The following is a 21,421-nucleotide window of genomic DNA, read 5'->3' on the forward strand; positions in this document are numbered from 1 at the left end:
CTCCGTCCGGTTATGAAAATTCAAGGAATGGGTCGCCATCTTGGGCGCGCCTTTCTTTGCTTACTTTCTTTGGCAAGACAAAGAAAGTGAGTCAGCCCCGGCAGGGGATGAAACAAGGGATGCACCACCAGCAAAAAAACTCAACCCTTCAAAACCACAACCCCCAACGGCGGCAGCCTCAACACCAACGACTGCCCCTGCCCATGCGCAGCCACGTGGTCCACATCCACCGCTCCACCATTCCCGAGATCGCTGCCGCCATACACGGCGGCGTCTGTGTTCAGTACCTCCTGCCAATGCCTGGCGCCATTGGCGGGTGGCACACCAATGCGATATCCCTCTCGCGGCACCGGCGTCATGTTTGCCACCACCAGCATCGGCCGCCCTTCGCCGTCGAGCCGCAGGAACGCAAACACGCTGTTGGTGCGGTCGTCGCCAATCACCCAGTTGAACCCTTCCGGCGCGGTGTCTCGCGCATGCAATGACGGTTCGTTCCGGTACAGCGCATTGAGGTCATGCACCAGTCGCTGCACGCCACGGTGCCGCGGGTCATCCAAGAGGTGCCATTCGGGCGATGCATCGTGGTTCCATTCGCCCACCTGCCCAAACTCGCAGCCCATGAACAGCAGCTTCTTGCCCGGATGCGTCCACATGAACGCGAGATAGGCGCGCAGGTTCGCCAGCCGTTGCCATTCATCGCCGGGCATCTTGCCCAGCAGCGAGCCCTTGCCGTGAACCACCTCGTCGTGCGAGATCGGCAGGATGAAGTGCTCGGAGAATGCGTACACCAGCCCGAACGTCATGCCGTCGTGATGGTGCTGGCGGTACACCGGGTCGCGCTGCATGTAGTGCAGCGTGTCGTGCATCCAGCCCATGTTCCACTTGTAGTCGAAGCCCAGGCCGTTGAACTCGACGGGCGCGGTCACGCCGGGCCACGCGGTTGACTCTTCTGCGATGGTGATGGCGCCGGGGCAGCGTTCGTGCACGACCGTGTTCATCTGCTGGAGGAACGCCACGGCCTCAAGGTTTTCGCGGCCGCCGTAGCGGTTGGGGACCCATTCGCCGGCGCGGCGCGAGTAGTCGCGATAGAGCATCGAGGCCACGGCATCCACACGCAGGCCATCGATATGGAAACGCTCCAGCCATTCCAGCCCGCTGGCGATCAGGAAGCCGCGCACTTCATTGCGGCCGAAGTTGTAGATGAGCGTGTTCCAGTCCTGATGGAAGCCTTCGCGCGGGTCTTGGTGTTCGTACAGCGCGGTGCCGTCAAACTGCGCCAGCCCGTGCGCGTCGGTAGGGAAGTGCGCGGGCACCCAGTCGACGATGACGCCCAGGCCTGCCTGATGACAGCGATCAACAAAGCGCGCAAACGCCTCGGGCGAGCCAAAGCGCGCGGACGGCGCGAACAGCCCGAGTGGTTGATATCCCCAACTGCCGCCGAACGGATGTTCCGCCACCGGCAGCAGTTCAATGTGCGTGAAGCCGAGCGCCGTCACGTAGGGGATCAGCCGGTCGGCCAGCTCATCCCAATGGAGGTTGCGGCCGCCGTCTTCCAGATCGCGCAACCACGAGCCGGCATGCACTTCATAGATGCTGATGGGTGCGTCAGGTTTGTGGCGTTCAGCGCGCGTTTGCATCCAGTCGTCATCGCTCCAGCGCAGCGGGGCCGGGTCGGCCACCACCGATGCGGTGGCGGGCGGCGGTTCGGTCTGGCGGGCGGCGGGGTCGGCCTTGACCATCAGCCGACCATCGGCGCCAATCAGTTCGAACTTGTAGCGCGTGCCGGGGCCGACGCCCAGGCCGCTGGGCAGGAACAGCTCCCACACGCCAGCCTGATGGCGCAGGCGCATGGGGTGGCGACGGCCGTCCCACTGGTTGAACTCGCCCACCACCGACACGCGCTGCGCATTCGGCGCCCATACCGCAAAGCGCACGCCGCTGATGCCGTCGATGCGGATGGCCTGCGCGCCCAAGCAGCTCGCCAGCGCCCAATGCGTGCCTTCGTTGAGCAGGTGCAGGTCGAGGTCGCCCAGCAGCAGGCCGAAGGCGTATGGGTCTTCGGTTTCCTGTACGGCTTCATGGCCGGTGCCTGCAGGCCAGATGATGCGCAGGCGATAAAGGTCGGGGTGGCCGTACACGTCTTGCGCATCCGCGCGCAGCGGGCCGTGGAACAGTCCCGTGCGGCCTACCGGCGTCATCTCGGTGATGATCTGGCCGCGTGCGTCGATGGCCTGCACACGGCGCGCGCCGGGATAGAAGGCACGCACCACCCAGCGCGTGCCGTCGTCGGTGTCCACGCGATGCGGCCCGAGCACGGCAAACGGGTCGCCCAGGCGGCCATGTGTGAGCGCGTCGACGCGCATCTGGTCGACACCGGGCGGTAGCACGATCGGCGCCTCAGGGGCGGCGGCGGTTTTGGTTGGAGAGGCAAAGTCGAGTGCGGTCACGGTGGGCCTCCCGTCGAGTCTTCTGCAGCAGGTGAGGGTGGCTCTGCATGCAGCAGGCGGCGTGCCACGCGCGTGAAGCCTTCCAGCGGAATCGGCAGCCAGGTTGGGCGGTTGGACGCTTCGTAGTTGACTTCGTATGCGGCCTTTTCCAGCAGGAAAAGATCCAGCAGGTGAAAGTCGACCACGGGCTGATCCAGCGCGTTCAGATCGGGCCCGCGAATGGCAGCGGCATACGCCTCCAGGAAGCGTTCAGTGGACGCAGCGCGGAACCGCTCCAGCAGGACGTTGCGGCGCTCCTGCGCTGGGCCGGCCACGTGTTCAGGGCCTTGGCGCATGGCGCCCACCACGTAGTCGAGCGAGCGCATCAGCCCTGCCACGTCGCGCAACGGGCTGGTCTTGCGCCGGCGCTCTTCCACGGGGCGCGAGGGCTCGCCTTCAAAATCGATCAAGTAGGCATCGCCCTGCGCCACCAGCACCTGGCCGAGGTGGAAATCGCCATGGATGCGCGAGAGCGTGGCGCCCAGGCCGTCTTCGGCATGCGCGCGCGCAGCGTCGAGCAGCGCCTGGTGTTGCGACAGCAGCCATTGCACATCAGGCTGCCGGGGGCTGTCCGGGTTTTGCTGTTGCCATGCCGTCAGGTTGTCGTGCGCACGATTGAGCTGTTCGCTCACGCGCGCGGTCCAGTAGGCGGCATCGTCGGTATCAGCAATTCGCGCGCCGAAGTTCGGGTCTTCGGTGGGCGCGGCCAGCGCGACATGCAGTTCGCCCAGCCGTGTGCCAATCACGCCGATGAAGTTGACGTAGCCCGCCAGTGCCTCGTCGGTATCCATGCGCGCTTCCGAGACAGCCACGGGGGACGATTCACCATCGCCCGAGGTCACGCCTTCCATCTGCACAGCCAGTTCGTCGATGGTGCGTCGCAGGTAGTCCAGCGCCCATGTCCAGGCATCGCCCTGGTTGGGAACGAAGCTCTGCATGACGGCCAACGTCGAGCGTTCGCCGTCGGCAGCGTGATGAGAGACCTCGCCGATCAGCGCCGCCGTATTGGCATAGCCCACGCGCGTGAGGTGGCGCGTCATCTCAACCTCGGGGTGGATGCCCGCGGCGATACGGCGAATGAGCTTGACGATGACGGACTCGCCAATCACCAGCGAACTGTTCGACTGCTCCGCCGCCAGCCATTGGATGGGCGTGTCGGGCGCCAGCGGTAGCGGTGCGGGCCGTGTGCTGCCCGCTTCAGGCGACACGGCAGGTTCTGCCAGCTCTGCGATGTTCGGCTCGGGCTCGAACCGCACGGTGCCGTCATTGGCTTCCAGCGTGGTGCCGCGCACGAGGTTGGTGAGCAGCGCACGGGCGAACGTCTCGGTGGTGAAGGCGTCGGTCAGGTAGCCGACATGGCGGCCGCGCCGCACGCGCGCCAGGGCAAGCTGAATCGGCAGTGCCGGCAGTGTGGACGATTCCCATGCGATGGAAAGCGGCAGCAGGTAGCGCTCGACGCGTTCGCTGCCGTCGGGGCTACCCAGCGTGACGGCCACTTCGTTGAAGAACACCTCGGGCCGTGTTGCCCCGGCCAGCGGGCGATTGGTGGATGCAGCATCCACGGGCACGGTCGCGCCCCAGGCAAACTTCGCGCCGCGCAGCACGCTGTCCTTGGCGGCAAACCAGCGGCGCTTGGGCAGATAGGTCGGCAGGATTTCGCGCTCGATCAACTGGCGATGTGCCTCGCGTTGTCGCGTGTCGGCCAGGGCATCGAGCCCCGCGCGCAGCACCAGCGTCGTGAATTCGGGCAACTGCTCGGCGGCCGGTTGCGACCAGCTCGGGCCGGGCTCGTTCTCGCGCAGCTCCAGCCAATAGAACGCGTAGGGTGGCAGCGTGAGCAGATACGACAACTGGCCGATCGGCGGAAACGCCGTCCCCCCAATCAACTCCACCGGCACGCGCTGTGCGAAGGCGGACAGGTCCAACTCCACGGCCTGTGAGGCGCGGGAGAGATTGGCCACGCAGAGGATGGGCGCCTCGCCTTCCAGCGCCCGGACATACGCCAGCACCTTGCGGTTGGACGGCTGCAGAAACTGGATGGAACCACGCCCGAAGACGCGATGGCGCTTGCGTGTGGCAAGCAGCCGGCGCGTCCAGTTCAGCAGCGAATGCGCGTCGCGGCTTTGCGCTTCGACGTTCACCGATTCATAGCCGTACAGCGAGCCCATGATGGCGGGCAGCACGAGCTGTTCAGGGTCGGCGCGAGAGAATCCGCCATTGCGGTCGGGTGACCACTGCATGGGCGTGCGCACGCCGTCGCGGTCGCCCAGGTGGATGTTGTCGCCCATGCCGATTTCGTCGCCGTAATACATGACGGGCGTGCCGGGCATCGAAAACAGCAGGCTGTTCATCAACTCGACGCGGCGGCGGTCGCGTTCCAGCAGCGGTGCCAGCCGGCGGCGGATGCCGAGGTTCAGGCGCGCGCGGCGGTCGCTGGCGTAGACCTCCCAGAGGTAGTCGCGCTCGGCGTCGGTCACCATCTCGAGCGTCAGCTCGTCATGGTTGCGCAGGAAGATCGCCCATTGGCAGCCGCTGGGCACCTCCGGCGTCTGACGCATGATGTCGGTGATCGGGAAGCGGTCTTCGCGCGCAATCGCCATGTACATGCGCGGCATCAGCGGGAAGTGGAACGCCATGTGGCATTCGTCGCCGGCGCCAAAGTATTCCTGGGTGTCTTCTGGCCATTGGTTGGCCTCGGCCAGCAGCAGGCGGTTCTTGAATTCCCCATCCATGGCCGCGCGAATCTTGCGCAGCACGTCGTGTGTCTCGGGCAGGTTCTCGTTCGAGGTGCCTTCGCGTTCCACGAGGTAAGGCACCGCATCCAGCCGCAGGCCATCCACGCCCAGGTTCAGCCAGAACTTCATCACGCCGATCACGGCCTTGAGCACGCGCGGGTTGTCAAAGTTGAGATCGGGCTGGTGCGAATAGAAGCGGTGCCAGTAATACGCCTTGGCCACCGGGTCCCACGTCCAGTTGGAAGGCTCGGTATCGATGAAGATGATGCGCGTGCCGGCGTACTTCTTGTCATTGTCGGACCACACATAGAAGTCGCGCAGCGCAGAACCCGGCTTGGCGCGCCGCGCACGCTGAAACCACGGGTGCTGGTCCGACGTGTGGTTGATAACGAGTTCCGTGATCACGCGCAGGCCCCGCGCATGCGCTTCGGCAATGAAGCGGCGCGCGTCGGCCATGCTGCCGTAATCGGGGTGCACGCCGCGGTATTCGGCGATGTCGTAGCCGTCGTCGCGGCGCGGCGACGGATAGAACGGCAGCAGCCAGATGACGTCCACCCCAAGCTCGGCGATGTAGTCGAGCTTGGAGATCAACCCGGGAAAATCCCCGACGCCGTCGTTGTCGGAATCGCAGAACGATTTGACATGCAGCTGATAGATGACGGCGTCCTTGTACCAGAGCGCGTCGTCCACCAGCAGCGCGGTCGGATTGCGCGTCATGACGGTTGTTCCTCCGATGGCAGGGCCGGGCGCACGCGCCAGATGGCAAACGGCTGCTCGGGTTCAAGACGGATGTGCTGCCACTTGCCGCGCCACACGGTGCGCTGGCCGTTGACCAGGTTCTCGGCCATCAGCGCGCCGTGGTCAGGCAGGCCCCATTGCCACAATGGCAGTTCGATATCGGATTCGTGCGCGTGGTGCGGGTCGAGGTTGATGGCCACGAACACCGTGTTGTCGCCAAAGCGGTCTGGCGGCAGGGCATTGGCCAATTCGGCCGGCGAGGTTCCCATCTGCGCCGGCACCACGGGCGGCGTCGATTTGCTGAAGAACAGGATCTGCTCACCCGAGGCGGGTTGGAATGTCACCCCCAGGTGCGAGTGCAGCGCCGGATTGGCCCGGCGGATGCGGTTGAGCAGCGCAATCTCTTTGACGATGTTGCCGGGGCGGTTATGGTCCCACGCGCGCAGTTGGTACTTCTCGGAGTCGAGGTACTCCTCCTTGCCCGGCACCGCAGCGCCTTCGCACAGCTCGAACCCGTTATAGACGCCCCACAGGCCAGACAGCGTGGCCGCCAGCGCGGCGCGAATCAAAAAGCCGGGCCGGCCCGACGTCTGCAGGAACACCGGGTTGATGTCTGGCGTGTTGACGAAGAAGTGCGGGCGGAAATATTCACGCACCGGCGTGCGCGTCAGCTCGGTCAGGTAATCGATGAATTCCTGCTTGGTATGCCGCCACGTGAAGTATGTGTACGACTGCGAGAACCCAACCTTCGCCAGCCGGTACATCACCTTGGGGCGCGTGAAGGCTTCGGACAGGAACACCGTATCCGGATAGCGCGCACGCACCTCGCCGATCATCCATTCCCAGAACGGCAGCGGCTTGGTGTGCGGATTGTCGACGCGGAACAGGCGCACACCCTCGTCGGCCCAGAACATCACCACATCGCGCAGGGCGGTCCACAGGCCGGGCTTGGCGTCATCGGCATAGAAGTCGACGTTGACGATGTCTTCGTACTTCTTGGGCGGGTTCTCGGCGTATTTGATGCTGCCGTCGGGCCGCCATGCAAACCAGCCGGGGTGCTCGCGCAGCCAGGGGTGGTCGGGCGAGCATTGAATGGCAAAGTCGAGCGCCAGCTCCAGGCCTTTCTCATGCGCGGCGCGCACCAGTCGGCGGAAATCTTCCAGCGTGCCGAGCTGCGGGTGGATGGCATCGTGCCCGCCTTCGGCAGCGCCAATGGCGTACGGGCTGCCGGGGTCATCGGCTTCGGCGCGCAGGCTGTTGTTTCGGCCCTTGCGGTTGGTGCGGCCGATCGGGTGGATGGGCGGGAAGTACAGCACGTCGAAGCCCATGCCGCGAATGGCGCCCAGCCGGCGGATCACATCGTCAAAGGTGCCGTGCCGCTGTTCGTCATCCGATGCCGAGCGGGGGAACAGCTCGTACCAGCTCGCGAACGCCGCGCCACCGCGTTCCACGTCCAGCGGATACGCCACGCTTTCTACATAGAACGGCCGGTAGTGCGAAGCCTGCGCCATCACGTGGGCGGTCACGGGGTCCAACAGCAGCTTGAGACGGTGCGCGTGGTCCGCCTCGGCCAACAGGTGGGCCAGCTTGTGCAATGCGTCGACCGGTGCGTCCTTCGGCGCATGTTCTGCGGCCTGTGCGACGAGCCGCGCGCCTTCTTCCAGCTCCAGCGTTACGTCCACGCCGGCGGTGTGCTTCTTCTCCAGTTCAGACCGGTAGGTGCCGAACGCATCGCGCCACGCGGCCACGGCATAGGCGTGCCGCCCCAGCCGTTCGGGCCGGAACGCGCCACGCCAGCGGTCGTTGCCCAGCGGCATCATCGGTACGTGCTGCCACGTGTCTTCATCTTGCGCGCGCCACAGCAGGTGCACGGCCAACTTGTCGTGCCCGTCCATGAGCACATCGGCCTCGACGATGATGTCATCGCCCACCAGGCGCTTCACGGCAAAGCGGCCGTCTTCAACGGAGGGCTGCACCTGCTCGATGCCGATGCGCGACGACGCAATGGCGGCGTTGACAGGTTCTTTCGCTTCGCCGGCCTTGGCACGCTGGCTCTTGACGGGTTTGCCCGCTGCGGGAGTGCGCACCGGGGCATTGCGGAACACGCGCCAGACCTGCACGTCGCCGGGTAGCAGGTCGATCTCGGCCAAGGGCCGTGCATTGGCGCGCAGCGTGTCGTCGCAACTGCCCACCGGTTCGGTCAGCAGGTCGAGCGCCACGCCGCGCGTAAAGCCGCCAGCCACGCCGGGCAGGAAGTGGTCGGCATGCACTGACACCCCCATGTGCAGATCGGGGTTGATGACGGTCAGCGTGGCGGCATCGCCCGCGCGCAGGTCGGGGCCGTCGGCGCGCAGCAGGGCGGTGGCGGGCGCGTCGGGGCCGGTCAGCATGCGCAGTTCGGCGTGCGGAGCCACAGTGTTCGTCTCGCGTGCGGCGCGGATGGTGGCGTTCACATCGCGCACGGCGTCGCTCAGGTCGAACGCGGCATGGGCATCGATCCATTGCTGGTCGGATGGGTCACCGCGCTCAGCCAGCATCGGCAGCAGGGCGCCCCGTTCGAAGCCCAGCGGCATCAGCCAGCCGGCGTCGAGCGTGTCGGCCACGTGCAGGAGGCGGCGATAGGCGCGTTCTCGGATCATCGCGTCGCCAAACGCCTGGCCGTAGCGCGTGCCGAACGGCGCTTCCACAGTGGCGATGGGCGGTGCGACGGCCGCCAGGCGGGCGTGTTCTTCCACCATCCAGCCGGCGCGGAAATCCCACCAGCGCAGCGATGAGAATGTCGCGTCAAAGCCGGCACCTGCCAGCGCATCAACCGCCGCGCCATCCATGCCGGGCGTCCACGCCAGGAATCGCACGGCGCCGGCGTCTTTGCGCACGTCCGCAATCAACGTGCGCCAGCGATCTGCAGGCAGGCGGGCGGGCGCTTCACAGCGGAACCCGCCGATGCCCAATGTGGCCCAGGCGCGCAGTTGCTGAGCCCACCACGTGAGGATGGCATCTGCGCTGCGCGAGTCGTCGTGCCGGAAGGACGCCACTTCAAAGTGCGAGGGCGGCAGGCGTGGGTCCAGCGCGTCGCCGTCTTCGGCGTGGCTTGCGAACCAGTCGGGATGGTCGGCGCGCAGGGGCGCATCAACGGCCACGCGGTCGATCACCAGATCGAGCAGCAAAGTAAGCCCGCGCGAGCGGCAGCCTTCGGTAAGCTTGGCGAGGGCTGCGTCAGCCGGCCCGCCGCCCAGCGCCGTATGCAATTGCGCATGGTCGCGGGTGACGAAGACGTTGCCGGCGGCACCCACCGCAAATGGCGGCGCCATCAACACATGATCGAAACCCAACGAGGCGATGCGATCGAGCACGCCGTCCCATCGGTCGAGCCTGCCCAGTTGCAGCGGATGCACGTAGCAGATGGCCGGGGCGTATGGGGGCGCTGCCGTGGTGGGCGGTGCCGCGCTCGGCATTGCTGCCGGCCTGGTCACCGATTTGGCTTTGCTGCCGGGTGGCTTGGCCGCGTTGAGTGCGGCCGTGGTTTTACGTGGAGTGGCGGGCTTGGGCGACTTGGTCTCGGGCATGCGTGAAAGCGGGCAGGGCGTCAGGCGCGGTCAGGCACGGATCTTCTCGGCACTGGCGGCGCGCGCCACCGCGTGCGCTCGGATCTCGTCGGACAGTGCCGTCGAGCGTCGCCGCGCCGGCGTACGCACAGGTTGGTCGGGTCGGGGCGAGTGCAGCGCGTCAGGTGTAGCGGGCGTCTGCGCAAGCGCCACGGCAGGCATGGGCGTGGCGGCTGGCACGAGGTTGCGGTACAGCGCGATGTATTCACGTGCGGGCTGCGACCAGCCGAAGTCGGTCGTCATGCCGTTGTATTGCAGGATGCGCCACGCCTGCGGCTGGGCGAAGACGCGCAGGGCACGCTCTACCGCGGCCACCATGGCGTCGGCGGTGTCGCCGTCGAACAGGAAGCCCGTCGCGCCATGCAAGGCTGCTTCGGGCGAGCCGCGATCGGTGATCGTGTCCATCAGCCCCCCGACGCGCGACGCGACCGGTACTGTGCCGTAACGCATCGAATAGAGTGGCGTCAGGCCGCATGGCTCGAAGCGGCTGCCATGCAGCAGGATGTCGGCGCCGGCGTGCAGCAGGTGGGCATAGGCCTCGGTGTAGCCGATCTTCGCGGCCACTTGGCGCGGATAGCGCGCTGCCAGTTCGGCCATGCCGGTCTCGTAGGCGTGTTCACCGCAGCCGAGCACGGCGACCTGCAATTGCGGGTTGGATTCCAGCAACTGAGGCAGCGCTTGCAACGTCACGTCGGCCATCTTTTGATGCGTCAGGCGGCTGCCCACGGCCAGCAGCGGCGCCTTCGCGTCTTCCGGCAGCCCGAAGCGCTGCTGCAGTACGCGCTTGGCGGTGTGCTTGCCGCTCAGGTTGGCGGCAACAAACTGCTGGGGAAGCAGCGGGTCTTTCGACGGGTTCCAGACGTCGTTGTCGATGCCGTTGAGGATCGCGACGAGGTCTTGCTGGCGTGTGCGCAGCAGATCCTGCATGCCGCAACCCGCCGTGTCGGTCAGGATTTCGCGCGCATACGCATGACTCACGGTGGTGATGCGGTCCGCCCACAGCAGGCCGGCCTTCAGGAAACTGAACTGACCCCAGAACTCGGCTTCGTGCGCCGCATCGGGCGGCACGCCAATGTCCGGCACCATGTGCATCGGGAAATTGCCCTGGAACGCGAGGTTATGGATCGTGAAGACGGTCTTCGCCGGCACCTGCGCACGCTTGACGAACAGCGGCACCAACCCCGCATGCCAGTCATGCGCCTGCACGATGTCAAAGCGATGCACGCCCGGCACGCCGCCGGCAATGCGCGCAGCCGCCTGGCTGAACGCCGCAAAGCGCAGCGCGTTGTCGTTATACGGCTCGCCGTGGTCGTCGAGGTAAGGGTTGCCGGGCCGCGCGAACAGCGCCGGCGCGTCGAACAGGAGCACCGGGATGCCCTGTGCGCCCATGCGGCCACTCAGCAGGCGGGCGCGGCCGCCGGGCAGGTCAGTCCATTCACACACGGTGCGCGTGTGCTGCAACTGCGTGATGGCGTCGGGATAGCCCGGCAGCATCACCGTCACTTTCATGCCGGCGCGCCGCAGTGCGTTCGCGCAGGCCCCGACCATATCTCCAAGCCCGCCGGTCTTGGCCAGCGGCACAGCTTCAGAAGCGACAAAGAGAACGTTCAGCGACAAGGTCATGCTCCCGGGGGAATTCGCCCGCCGGGCCGTCAGCCAACTGCGTGAGCAGTGGACGGCGCCGATGCGCGGCGGAGGTTTGCGATCGACCTCTTCGCGCAAGACCTATGCCAGTCAGACAGACGCTGACAAGGCTGTAGTCTTGGCCCGCGCCGCCTTGGCTGTACGTCATGTGCGCGCTGCGGGACCACGTGCGGGGTGTGCAACCTGCGGGTGCGCTGTGTAATTTCGTCTATGCACGCAGGCGCACGTTTGGGATAGATGGCGCTTCAGGTCGGAGACGCTCGGTTGCCCGGGCAATAGAAAAAAACAATCGATAAAATCATATCAATCAACTTGTGCAATACATCGATCGACGATACGATCCACTCCGTTGTCAACCAAGCAACCCAACCGAAAACCACTATGTCGCTGATCAATACTCAAGTCCAACCGTTCAAGGCCCAAGCGTTCCATAACGGCAAGTTCATCGAAGTCACGGATGAGTCGCTCAAGGGCAAGTGGTCCGTGCTGATCTTCATGCCGGCCGCATTCACCTTCAACTGCCCGACCGAAGTGGAAGACGCAGCGGACAACTACGCTGAATTCCAGAAGGCTGGCGCCGAGGTCTACATCGTCACGACCGACACGCACTTCTCGCACAAGGTGTGGCACGAAACGTCGCCGGCCGTGGGCAAGGCGCAGTTCCCGCTGGTGGGTGACCCGACGCACCAACTGACCAACGCCTTCGGCGTGCACATCCCGGAAGAAGGCCTGGCACTGCGCGGCACGTTCGTGATCGACCCGCAAGGCGTGATCAAGACGATGGAAGTGCACGACAACGCCATCGCCCGTGACGTGAAGGAAACGCTGCGCAAGCTCAAGGCTGCCCAGTTCGTCGCCAACAACCCGGGCAACGTGTGCCCGGCCAAGTGGAACGAAGGCGCCAAGACGATCAAGCCGTCGCTGGACCTGGTCGGCAAGATCTAAGTTGTAAGGCTGTTTGCTGCAGAAATGCAGCGAGAAAAAACGGCCGGCTCTGCCGGCCGTTTGCTTAAGGGCGCAGGCATGTGCCGCGCCCTGTCACTGAATCAAAACGAATAAAGGAAGTCGTCATGCTGGATGCTGATGTCAAGGCCCAACTGAAGGCCTACCTCGAACGCCTCGTGCAGCCCATTGAGCTGGTCGCCAACGTCGATGACAGCGAGGGCTCCCGCGACATGATGGACCTGCTGCGCGACGTGGCCGAGCAGTCCAGCATGATCGTGCTGACCGAACAACGCGACGCCGCCGAGCGCGCGCCGTCGTTCCTGATCCGTCGCACCGGCGCCGATGTGAGCGTGCGTTTTGCTGCCATTCCGACCGGTCACGAGTTCACCTCGCTCGTGCTGGCGCTGCTGCAAGTGGGCGGCTATGCGCCCAAGCTCGAAGCCGACGTCATCGAACAGATTCGCAATATCGAAGGGGATTTCCGCTTCGAGACCTACATGTCGCTCACGTGCCAGAACTGCCCGGACGTGGTGCAGGCGCTGAACGTGATGTCCGTGATCAACCCGCGCATCCAGCACGTCGCCATTGACGGCGCGCTGTATCAGGGCGAGATCGAAGCGCGCCAGATCATGGCTGTGCCGACCGTGTTCCTGAACGGCGAGACGTTCGGCACGGGCCGCATGGGCGTGGAAGAGATTCTCGCCAAGATCGACACCGGCGCCGCTGCGCGTGACGCTGAAAAGCTTGCCGCCAAGGAGGCGTTTGACGTGTTGATCGTCGGCGGTGGCCCAGCGGGTGCGGCGGCTGCGGTGTATGCGGCGCGCAAGGGCGTGCGCACGGGCGTGGTGGCCGAGCGTTTTGGCGGCCAGGTGCTCGACACGCTGGGCATCGAGAACTTCATCTCCGTGCAGGAGACCGAAGGGCCGAAGTTTGCCGTCGCGCTGGAGCAGCACGTGCGCCAGTACGACGTCGACATCATGAACACGCAGCGCGCTGTCAAGCTGACGCCGGCAGACAAGCCGGGCGGCTTTGCCGAGGTGACGCTGGCCAACGGCGCGGTGCTCAAGGGCCGCTCGGTCATTCTGTCGACCGGCGCACGCTGGCGCAACGTCAACGTGCCGGGTGAGCAGGAATACAAGAACAAGGGCGTGGCGTACTGCCCGCACTGCGATGGCCCGCTGTTCAAGGGCAAGCGCGTGGCCGTGATCGGCGGCGGCAACTCGGGTGTGGAAGCGGCCATCGACTTGGCCGGCCTCGTGAGCCACGTCACGCTGCTGGAATTCGCCAGCGAGCTGAAGGCCGATGCCGTGCTGGTGCGCAAGCTGCAAAGCCTGCCGAATGCGACTATCGTCACCAACGCGCAGACCACCGAGATCACCGGTGACGGCCAGAAGGTCAACGGCCTGCGCTACAAGAGCCGCGTGGATGGCGTCGAGCACACGGTCGCGCTCGAAGGCGTGTTCGTGCAGATCGGCCTGGTGCCCAACACCGAATGGCTGGATGGCGCGCTCGAGCGCAACCGCTTTGGCGAGATCGTCGTCGATGCGCGTGGCCAGACCAGTGCGGAAGGTGTGTTTGCCGCAGGCGATGCGACCACGACGCCGTACAAGCAGATCATCATCGCCACCGGCGATGGCGCGAAGGCCGCACTGTCGGCGTTCGATCATCTGATCCGCGTGCCGCTGGCCGAAGCTGCCTGAAGCTGAACGCAGCCGTACCCGTACCAAGCCGGACTTCGCGACAAGCGGGTCCGGCTTTTTCTTTGGTGCTTCGGCGCTCAGCCGGCGGCAGATTGCAGCGCCTGCGCACGCGCCGCGCACATCTCGACAAGACGATCGCGCAGCGCACGCCCCGCGCTGTCGAGGTCCGGTCGCGCGAACAGCGCCAGCTCCAGCCCGCCGATCTCCGGAAAACCATCCGCAGCGCCGAGCACGCGATGTCCGGCCTGCACGGTGCTGGCGGGCAGCAGGCTCACACCCAGCCCCGCGCTGACCGCCGCACACAGGCTCGCCAGGCTCGGGCTCGAATACGTGATGCGCCACGGCTGGCCGATCGATTCCAGCGCGTGCAGCATCTCCTGCCGATACAGCGCGCCCACCGGAAACACCACCAGCGGCAACGCAGGTTGCGATGGCCCGAGCGGCAGCGTGTGCGGCCGCTCGGCGCTGTCGATCCAGCAAACCGGCTCGGCCCAGCGCGCATGGCAGTCGCTATCGGTACCCCATTGCTTGACGAGCAGCATGTCGAGATCGCCATTGCGGTATAGGCGCAGCAGGTGGTGGGAGAGGCCGCTTTCCACTTCCAGACGCAGCCGCGGGCGCTCGCGCGCGAAGCTGGCGATGAGCGGCATCAGCGCGCCGCTGCCGAGGTCTTCCGGCACGCCCAGGCGCAGCACGCCGCCGGTGTGTTCGGGGCTCAGCGCCTCGCTGGCTTCGTTGGCCAGCCGTAGCAGACGGCGGGCGTAGCCAAGCAGGCGATCGCCTTCTTCCGTCGGTAGCACCTGGCGCTGGCTGCGGTCGAGCAGGCGGCAGTCCAACTGCTGCTCGAGCCGGAGGATCTGCTGGCTCACGGTCGATTGCGTCAGGTGCAGATGCTCGGCCGCGCGGGTGAAGTTGCCCGTATCGACCACCGTGACAAAGCTGCGCAGCAAGACAAGATCAATCATTTGAAAACCCACTGAACATCATTCCACTATTTAATTTGAACATGTTTAGGGGCGCAACCATAATCGACCCGCAATTTCGTCTGCGGAGAACCCGATGTCCAATGAGCAGTACATGCGTGAGGCGGTGGAGCTTGCGCGCGGTAACGTCAACGCCGGCGGCCTGCCGTTTGGAGCGGTGCTGGTGCGCGACGGCAAGATCGTCGCGCGTGCCGTCAACGAGGTGCACACCACCAACGACCCCACCGCGCACGCCGAAATGCAGGCCATCCGCCAGGCAAGCCAGACGCTGGCCACGCCCGACCTGCGCGGCGCGGTGATGTACGCCAGCGGCCATCCGTGCCTGATGTGCTTTGCGGCCATGTACCGCTGCGGCATTCGTGCGGCGTACTTCGCGTATTCGAACGAAGACGGCGAGCCGTTCGGTATGTCCACCGCCGCCCTGTATGCCGAGATGCGCGGAGCACCGGAGCGTGGCGAGTTGCAACTGCGCTCGTGCCGACCGACGGGCGAGCAGGGCCTCTACGACGCATGGCAGGCACGTCAATCGTGAGCGACGTCGCCGCACAGGGTGCCGCAGCCGCTTCCGCGCGTATCGATGCCGGTTGGGTCGGCGTGGCGGTCGTGATTGCGCTTGGGCTGAACCTGCGGCCGATTCTCACGACCATCGGGCCGCTGCTGGCGGAAATCCGTGCCGGCACGGGCCTTGGCTTGCAGGGCGCATCGTTGCTCACGGTGATTCCCGTGCTCTGCATGGGCAGCGTGGCGCTGTTCCTGCCGTGGCTTGCGCGCTGGTTGCCGGAGCATCGTGGCGTGGCTTGCAGTCTGCTCGCCATTGCGGGCGCGTGCCTGTGGAGGCTGTGGGCCGGGCAGGGCGCCGCGCTGATCGCAAGCGCCGCGCTGGCCGGCACGGGCGTGGCGATTGTTCAGGCACTGGTGCCGGGTATCGTCAAACGGTGGTTTCCGCAGCGTGTGCCGATGGCGCTGGGTCTGTATTCCGCCTCGCTGATGGCCGGCGGCGGTATTGCGGCGACGCTGAGCCCGCGCATTACACATGTCGCCGATTGGCATGTCGGTCTCGGCGTGTGGGCGGTGCCTGCGCTGGCGGCCCTCGTATTGTGGGCGACCGCGCGCCCGCGTGAAGCCTCCGCACCCGCGCGGCGCGGGCCGGTGCTCAATTTCTTCGGCAACCGGCGCGCATGGCTGCTGGCGATCTACTTTGGCGCGGCCAACGGCGGCTACACGAGCATGATCGCGTGGCTGCCGATGTTCTACCGCCAACTCGGCTGGAGCGCACAGGACGCGGGCAGCCTGATTGGCCTGATGACGATCTTCCAGGTGATCGGGGCATTGGCAGCGCCGCTGCTCGCACGCCGCTGGCCCGATCGCCGCCCATGGTTGGTGGTGGTGCTGGTCTTGCAACTCATGGGCATGGTCGGTTTGCTGCTCGCGCCGCAAACCGGCACCACGCTGTGGGTCGCCCTCATTGGCGGTGGGCTCGGCTCGATGTTCTCGCTGTGCCTGACGCTCACGCTTGATCACCTGCCCGATGCACGCGCTGCCGGTTACCTGGCGGCCTTCGTACAAGGCATCGGCTTCATCATCACGGGACTTATTCCCTACGCAGTCGGCTGGCTACGCGAGGTGACGGGCGGTTTCCAACTGCCCTGGGCGCTGCTGATTGCCATCGTGATCGCGTCGATGGTGACCACGTTGCGCTTTGCTCCAAGGGGTTACGCCCGCGCGATCGGGCCTGTGTGATGCCGCTTTCGGTGCCGCTTCTGGTGCCGGGCAGCCGTGTTCGGATCAAGGTCTTCAACAGTTCGCAAAGAAAATTCTTGTAATGCGAATCATTCGCATTTATAGTGTGTCCATCGACGGCGCTGCAGCCGATGGATCTGCCCCCAGGGGCACTTCCTCCACTGCACGGCGCATCGAGCTGAATTCCGCTGCGTGCGCTCGCTGTTTCTTGGGCCGGCGCCCGGCAACCGATCTTTTGTGGGGACCGCTCTGACACACAGAGCGTTTGGCAGTAGCAAGCCGCCCGACAGTCGGGAAAGCACTCAGACCCCGCTTTCCCGACTGCGACTTTTCCGGGCCGCCAGCCATGCCGCTTTTTTTTCGGAACGCATCGACCCGGCTTGCACGCTTGCTGCCCGGTCGTTTCTGGTTCTCGCCCGCTGTAGTGCCCCGCCTGCTGTACCCAAATCTCGCCCCAACGAACGCCATGCCAAACTCGACCGACCTGCGCCGGGCCGGGCTTAAAGCCACCTCGCCGCGCGTCAAGATTCTGGAAATCCTCACCGCTGGTACGGAACACGGCCGTCACCTGAGCGCAGAAGATGTGTACCGCCAGTTGCTCACGTCGGAACTCGACATCGGCATCTCCACGGTCTATCGCGTGCTCAATCAGTTGGTGGATGCCGGCGTGCTGTTGCGCCATACGTTCGAGGCCGGCCATGCGGTGTATGAGCTAGACGAGGGTGCACACCACGATCACCTGATCTGCTTATCGTGCGGCCGCGTGGAGGAGTTTCACGACGACGCCATTGAGTCGCGGCAGGAGCGTGTCGCCAACGAGCGCGGCTTTGTGCTGCGCGATCACGCGCTGGCGCTCTACGGCGTCTGCCCCGCGTGTCAGGCAAGTGCGGGTGCGGTCGGCGCGATCGGGTTGAACGCGTGATGTGACCCGGTAACTTGCTGAAACAGTATCGGCGCAATCATGGCGAAACTCACTGCGCGCTCGGGGTTCCAACTTCCTGTTATTCAGGAGATGCCGATGCAACGCCGTCTGAAGTCCGAACATGAACTCAAGACCTTGCTGGCCCGCTGCGTCCAGCAACATCCGGAATGCGCGCAGTGCGAACTGCGAGCGATGTGCATCCACCGCCCGGATCACACCGGCTGCAACTGGAGCGCCGAGTTTGATTTTCCGGTCGACGACGATGACGCCGCCATTCGCGGCCTGTCCGTCGCCAAGCGCTTACTGACGCGGGCCCGCACGCAGTACAACGTGGTGCCGGCCCAGTAACTCGCGCCGCCTATCCCTTCGCCTGGCGAGAAATCCGCTCCAGCAGCGCGCGTGCGCTTTCACCCTGCCCCTGCTGTGCCAGCAGGCGCGCATTCAGCACAAGATTTTCGAGGACCAGCTTGGCGATGCTCGCGGTGAGCGAGACGATCACCTCGTCCTGGCTGAAGTGGGCATTTTCCATTTGCGTCAGCTGGCGTGATACCAGCTTGCAGACCAGGTCGCGCAACATCTGCTCGTCAAAGGGCAGGTTGGCAAAATCCACCGGGTCTTCCTTCTCGACTTCCGCAATCAACTGGACCAGCAATTCTTCGGTCATGACGCGTCCCCCGTTCAGGTTTGGACCAGTCTACGCCTGCGCTGGACAAAAACAAAACGGGCCCGCGTCATGCGAGCCCGTTGGTGTTGTGACGTTGCGTCGTCCGTTATTTGCGCCGCACGAAGTGGATCGGCTGTTCAATCGGCGCGGCGGATGCCGAGTCGCCCGAGGCGCAGCCGCTGCAACCGCTGCCGCATGCGCTGCCCGAAAGGGGATCGGAGTGACACGAGGGCGACTCGCCTGGCGTGAGCAATCGCTGCCCGAAGGCGCGCATCCAGCCCGGCCGCGACGGCCGATCACACCAGCCTGCCACGCGTGCGGCCGTGCGAGCGCGCATTGCCGGCGCATAGCGGCCCGTCAGCGACAAGGCGCTCAGCGCCACAACCGTGGCGACAACGCCGGTTTCGACAACGTGGTACACGCTCATGTCAGCACCCGTGCGATCTGGTAGGTGGCGAACGCGGCCAGGTAGGCCAGCGCGAAGAGGTAACCGGCGGTCCCCGCCATGACCTTCCACGAGTTGGTTTCGCGGCGGATGGTGGCCAGCGTCGAGATGCATTGCGGCGCGTAGACGTACCACGCCAGGAAGGCCAGCGCCGTGGCCAGCGACCATTGCTGGGAGATGATCGGCGCCAGCTGCGCAGCCGCATCTTCATGCGTTGCCGACAGCGAGTACACCGTCGCCAGCGCGCCCACGGCCACCTCACGGGCGGCCATGCCCGGGATCAGCGCAATACACATCTGCCATGTGAAACCGATCGGCGCGAACACGACTTCAAGCGCACGGCCGATCATCCCGGCAAAGCTGTAATCGATGGCCGGCAGCGTGGCATTGGCCGGGGGCGCCGGGAACGTCGAGAGGAACCACAGCACCACCATCATCTTGAGGATGACCGTGCCGATGCGGCGCAAGAAAATGCGTGCGCGTTCGATCAGGCCGACGATCAGGTTGCGCACGCTGGGCAGACGGTACGACGGCAGTTCGAGAATGAGCGGGTGCTCGTTGCGATCGCGCTTCAGGTACTTGAGCACGTATGCGACGATCAGCGCCGACACGATGCCCGCCATGTACAGCCCGAACAGCACCAGTCCTTGCAGATTGAACAGGCCCCACACCTGCCGCACCGGGATGAACGCGCCGATCAGCAGCGCATACACCGGCAGCCGCGCCGAGCACGTCATCAGCGGAGCCACGAGAATCGTCACCAGCCGGTCGCGCGGGTCCTGAATCGTGCGCGTGGCCATCACGCCGGGAATCGCACACGCAAAGCTCGACAGCAGCGGAATGAACGAACGCCCCGACAGCCCCGCGCCCGCCATCAACCGGTCGAGCAGGAAGGCCGCGCGCGGCAGATAGCCGGATTCTTCCAGCGAAAGGATGAAGAGGAACAGGATCAGGATCTGCGGCAGGAACACCAGCACGCTGCCCGTGCCGGCGATGATGCCGTTCACCAACAGGCTTTTGAGCATGCCGTCGGGCATGACGTTGCCGACCCACACGCCCACGGCTTCCACGCCGCCCTGGATGCCGTCCATGAGCGGCTGCGCCCAGGAGAACACCGCCTGGAACATAAAGAACATCAGCACGGCCAGCAGCAGCAGGCCCAATACCGGGTGCAGCACGATGCGGTCGAGCCGGTCGTCCAGCTCGGCCGTGCTGCGCGGCATGGTCACGGCGGAATCGAGCAGGCGCTTCACTTCAACGTGCGGATCGGCGTCGGCCGGCAGCCCAACCGGCACGGCCGGGAGTTGTTCGTGATCGATATGCGCCACGAGCTCGGCTGCGCCGTTGCGTTTGATGGCCACGGTTTGCACCACCGGTACGCCCAGGGCGGCTTCCAGCTTGGCACGATCGATGCGGATGCCGCGCCGCTCGGCCGCATCCACCATGTTCAGCGCCAACACCATCGGCAAGCCCAGGCGCTGCAGCTCCAGAACAAAGCGCAGGTGCAGCCGCAGGTTGGTGGCGTCGACCACGCAGATCAGCAGGTCGGGGCGGGACTCACCGCGGAACGTGCCAAGGCAGATATCGCGCGTGATGGCTTCGTCCGGGCTGGTGGCGATCAGGCTGTAGGCGCCGGGCAGATCGAGAATCTGCACATGCCGGCCCGACGGCGAGGTAAAGCGGCCTTCCTTGCGCTCGACCGTCACGCCCGCATAGTTGGCGACCTTCTGGCGGCTGCCCGTCAGCAGGTTGAACAGCGCGGTCTTGCCGCAGTTAGGGTTGCCGACCAAGGCAACGCGCAATGCGGGGGTGGAAGCGGAGGAGGAAGAAGCGTGCATCTGCATGAAGCCGGATAAGCGGAGCCGAAGGCGGCAATGGGAGGCGGGCTACGCCGCCTCGCGTACCTTGGAGGGCGGGGCCGTTTCGGGGGCGGCGATGGCGGCTGCGGGTCGCGTGGCCGATTCGGCGCGCACGCGCACGCGGGCAGCCTCCTGGCGACGCAGTGCAAAGCGGGTAAAGCCCACCTGCACGACCAGCGGATCGCCGCCGAACGGGCCGACGGCCACCACGCGCACCTCTTCGCCCGTCACGAACCCGAGTTCGCGCAGGCGTTGGCTGATGGGATCGGCGGGTTCACGGTCTTCAACGTGATCCACCACCGCCGTCGCCCGGCGGGAAAGCTCGGAAAGCCGCATCGTGCGTGATCGTTAACGTAGCGTGGTACAAGCAAGGAAGCTAAATGCGAATCGTTTTCATTATAACGCAACATCCCTTGTGACGGGCTGCGGCACCTGGTCGCCAGGATGGATATTTCGGAGGACGGGTTGTTACGGAGTCAGGCGTTGCGCAGAAGGCACACGCGAAGGCGCGGGGCGGACAAAACCGCTGCCCATGCAGGGTTTTTCCCAAATTACCCTATCCTGGGTATTGGCCTGAACGGGGACCATTGCCTATCCTTCAACTGCGCTGAACTTCCCCGTTCAAAGCGTATTCTTGAAGCCACCGGATACCGCTATCCGGTGGCTTTTTCTATGGGCGCGTGCCGTGCTCTGGGGTCCCCCCGCCAGAAGCAGCCGGCACCGTGATCACCAGCTCGCGTTACGGTTGAGCAGCATCGCGGCAACGGCGGGTCGGGCACCGCTTCCCCAACGCCGCTACCACCCCTCATGCCGCCTGCCACGCCGATTTGCGGCCGGGTCGACTACAGACTATCCACAAGTTGCGTGCGATAGGAATTGCAAGCAAAATGCTTGCGCACTGCGTCAGCCGTCAGCCGGCACGATGCCGCAACTGCATCGTGCGCCGGGGGGATGG

15 protein-coding genes are annotated in these 21,421 nt (G+C 65.4%); 6 read left to right on the top strand and 9 right to left on the bottom strand.

Features of this window, described 5'->3' with window-relative positions; genetic code table 11:
• Window positions 1-140: 140 nt before the first annotated feature.
• From glgB to glgA, 4 genes are read right to left on the bottom strand one after another with little or no spacing between them, the layout of a single operon-like run.
• Window positions 141-2,447, bottom strand: coding sequence for a 1,4-alpha-glucan branching protein GlgB (glgB, locus tag ACEN9T_RS07360; protein WP_413705949.1), 2,307 nt, complete (start codon window positions 2,445-2,447; stop codon window positions 141-143).
• Window positions 2,444-5,938 carry a maltose alpha-D-glucosyltransferase gene (gene treS / locus ACEN9T_RS07365; RefSeq protein ID WP_413705950.1) on the bottom strand — a complete coding sequence of 1,165 codons (3,495 nt, stop codon included), beginning with the start codon at window positions 5,936-5,938 and terminating at the stop codon, window positions 2,444-2,446. Before treS ends, glgB begins: the two co-directional genes overlap by 4 nt.
• Window positions 5,935-9,525: a maltotransferase domain-containing protein gene (locus ACEN9T_RS07370; RefSeq protein WP_413705951.1), complete on the bottom strand. Its 3,591-nt coding sequence runs from the start codon at window positions 9,523-9,525 to the stop codon at window positions 5,935-5,937. The genes treS and ACEN9T_RS07370 overlap by 4 nt, the downstream gene beginning before the upstream one ends.
• A 30-nt stretch (window positions 9,526-9,555) precedes the next feature.
• Window positions 9,556-11,187, bottom strand: a complete 1,632-nt coding sequence (gene glgA, locus ACEN9T_RS07375; RefSeq protein ID WP_413705952.1) for a glycogen synthase GlgA — start codon at window positions 11,185-11,187, stop codon at window positions 9,556-9,558.
• Between the two features lie 402 nt (window positions 11,188-11,589).
• On the opposite strand from glgA, the gene ahpC reads away from it, so the two are divergent.
• Both ahpC and ahpF read left to right on the top strand, forming a co-directional pair.
• Window positions 11,590-12,153, top strand: coding sequence for an alkyl hydroperoxide reductase subunit C (gene ahpC / locus ACEN9T_RS07380; RefSeq protein ID WP_024978277.1), 564 nt, complete (start codon window positions 11,590-11,592; stop codon window positions 12,151-12,153).
• Window positions 12,154-12,278: 125 nt separating this feature from the next.
• Window positions 12,279-13,853, top strand: a complete 1,575-nt coding sequence (gene ahpF / locus ACEN9T_RS07385; protein ID WP_413705953.1) for an alkyl hydroperoxide reductase subunit F — start codon at window positions 12,279-12,281, stop codon at window positions 13,851-13,853.
• 77 nt (window positions 13,854-13,930) lie between these two features.
• On the opposite strand, the gene ACEN9T_RS07390 is transcribed toward ahpF, so the two are convergent.
• The gene (locus ACEN9T_RS07390) at window positions 13,931-14,818 is read right to left on the bottom strand and encodes a LysR family transcriptional regulator (protein ID WP_092974967.1); all 888 of its coding nucleotides are present in this window, start codon (window positions 14,816-14,818) and stop codon (window positions 13,931-13,933) included.
• Window positions 14,819-14,912: 94 nt separating this feature from the next.
• Here ACEN9T_RS07390 and ACEN9T_RS07395 point away from each other — a divergent pair, with 94 nt between their 5' ends.
• The 4 genes from ACEN9T_RS07395 (at window position 14,913) to ACEN9T_RS07410 (ending at window position 17,846) form a co-directional block, all read left to right on the top strand.
• Window positions 14,913-15,368, top strand: coding sequence for a nucleoside deaminase (locus ACEN9T_RS07395; protein WP_413705954.1), 456 nt, complete (start codon window positions 14,913-14,915; stop codon window positions 15,366-15,368).
• Window positions 15,365-16,576 (top strand): CynX/NimT family MFS transporter, encoded by a 1,212-nt coding sequence (locus ACEN9T_RS07400; protein ID WP_413705955.1) that lies wholly within the window; start codon window positions 15,365-15,367, stop codon window positions 16,574-16,576. The genes ACEN9T_RS07395 and ACEN9T_RS07400 overlap by 4 nt, the downstream gene beginning before the upstream one ends.
• Before the next feature lie 466 nt (window positions 16,577-17,042).
• Complete coding sequence (gene fur, locus ACEN9T_RS07405; protein ID WP_413705956.1) at window positions 17,043-17,498, top strand: ferric iron uptake transcriptional regulator; 456 nt, start codon at window positions 17,043-17,045, stop codon at window positions 17,496-17,498.
• Between the two features lie 96 nt (window positions 17,499-17,594).
• Window positions 17,595-17,846, top strand: coding sequence for a hypothetical protein (locus tag ACEN9T_RS07410; RefSeq protein WP_092974978.1), 252 nt, complete (start codon window positions 17,595-17,597; stop codon window positions 17,844-17,846).
• 10 nt (window positions 17,847-17,856) lie between these two features.
• Here the strand turns inward: ACEN9T_RS07410 and ACEN9T_RS07415 are convergent, their stop codons facing one another.
• The 4 genes from ACEN9T_RS07415 to ACEN9T_RS07430 form a co-directional block, all read right to left on the bottom strand.
• The gene (locus ACEN9T_RS07415) at window positions 17,857-18,162 is read right to left on the bottom strand and encodes a hypothetical protein (RefSeq protein WP_092974981.1); all 306 of its coding nucleotides are present in this window, start codon (window positions 18,160-18,162) and stop codon (window positions 17,857-17,859) included.
• Window positions 18,163-18,268: 106 nt separating this feature from the next.
• Window positions 18,269-18,589, bottom strand: a complete 321-nt coding sequence (locus tag ACEN9T_RS07420) for a DUF6587 family protein (protein WP_413705957.1) — start codon at window positions 18,587-18,589, stop codon at window positions 18,269-18,271.
• Window positions 18,586-20,451: a ferrous iron transport protein B gene (gene feoB, locus ACEN9T_RS07425; RefSeq protein ID WP_413705958.1), complete on the bottom strand. Its 1,866-nt coding sequence runs from the start codon at window positions 20,449-20,451 to the stop codon at window positions 18,586-18,588. The genes ACEN9T_RS07420 and feoB overlap by 4 nt, the downstream gene beginning before the upstream one ends.
• Before the next feature lie 42 nt (window positions 20,452-20,493).
• A complete protein-coding gene (locus ACEN9T_RS07430; protein ID WP_092974990.1) occupies window positions 20,494-20,802 on the bottom strand; it encodes a FeoA family protein in 309 nt (102 codons plus the stop codon).
• Between the last annotated feature and the right edge of the window lie 619 nt (window positions 20,803-21,421).

Source organism: Ralstonia sp. Ralssp110, from assembly GCF_047325135.1.
GTDB classification, from domain to species: Bacteria; Pseudomonadota; Gammaproteobacteria; order Burkholderiales; family Burkholderiaceae; genus Ralstonia; species Ralstonia mojiangensis.

Coding starts and splice junctions, on each gene's coding strand:
- ACEN9T_RS07395 (WP_413705954.1), top strand. CDS start 14,913: ATGTCCAATGAGCAGTACATGCGTGAGGCGGTGGAGCTTGCGCGCGGT.
- ACEN9T_RS07410 (WP_092974978.1), top strand. CDS start 17,595: ATGCAACGCCGTCTGAAGTCCGAACATGAACTCAAGACCTTGCTGGCC.
- feoB (WP_413705958.1), bottom strand. CDS start 20,451: ATGCAGATGCACGCTTCTTCCTCCTCCGCTTCCACCCCCGCATTGCGC.
- ahpC (WP_024978277.1), top strand. CDS start 11,590: ATGTCGCTGATCAATACTCAAGTCCAACCGTTCAAGGCCCAAGCGTTC.
- ACEN9T_RS07430 (WP_092974990.1), bottom strand. CDS start 20,802: ATGCGGCTTTCCGAGCTTTCCCGCCGGGCGACGGCGGTGGTGGATCAC.
- ACEN9T_RS07420 (WP_413705957.1), bottom strand. CDS start 18,589: ATGAGCGTGTACCACGTTGTCGAAACCGGCGTTGTCGCCACGGTTGTG.
- fur (WP_413705956.1), top strand. CDS start 17,043: ATGCCAAACTCGACCGACCTGCGCCGGGCCGGGCTTAAAGCCACCTCG.
- treS (WP_413705950.1), bottom strand. CDS start 5,938: ATGACGCGCAATCCGACCGCGCTGCTGGTGGACGACGCGCTCTGGTAC.
- ACEN9T_RS07390 (WP_092974967.1), bottom strand. CDS start 14,818: ATGATTGATCTTGTCTTGCTGCGCAGCTTTGTCACGGTGGTCGATACG.
- ACEN9T_RS07415 (WP_092974981.1), bottom strand. CDS start 18,162: ATGACCGAAGAATTGCTGGTCCAGTTGATTGCGGAAGTCGAGAAGGAA.
- ACEN9T_RS07370 (WP_413705951.1), bottom strand. CDS start 9,525: ATGCCCGAGACCAAGTCGCCCAAGCCCGCCACTCCACGTAAAACCACG.
- glgA (WP_413705952.1), bottom strand. CDS start 11,187: ATGACCTTGTCGCTGAACGTTCTCTTTGTCGCTTCTGAAGCTGTGCCG.
- ahpF (WP_413705953.1), top strand. CDS start 12,279: ATGCTGGATGCTGATGTCAAGGCCCAACTGAAGGCCTACCTCGAACGC.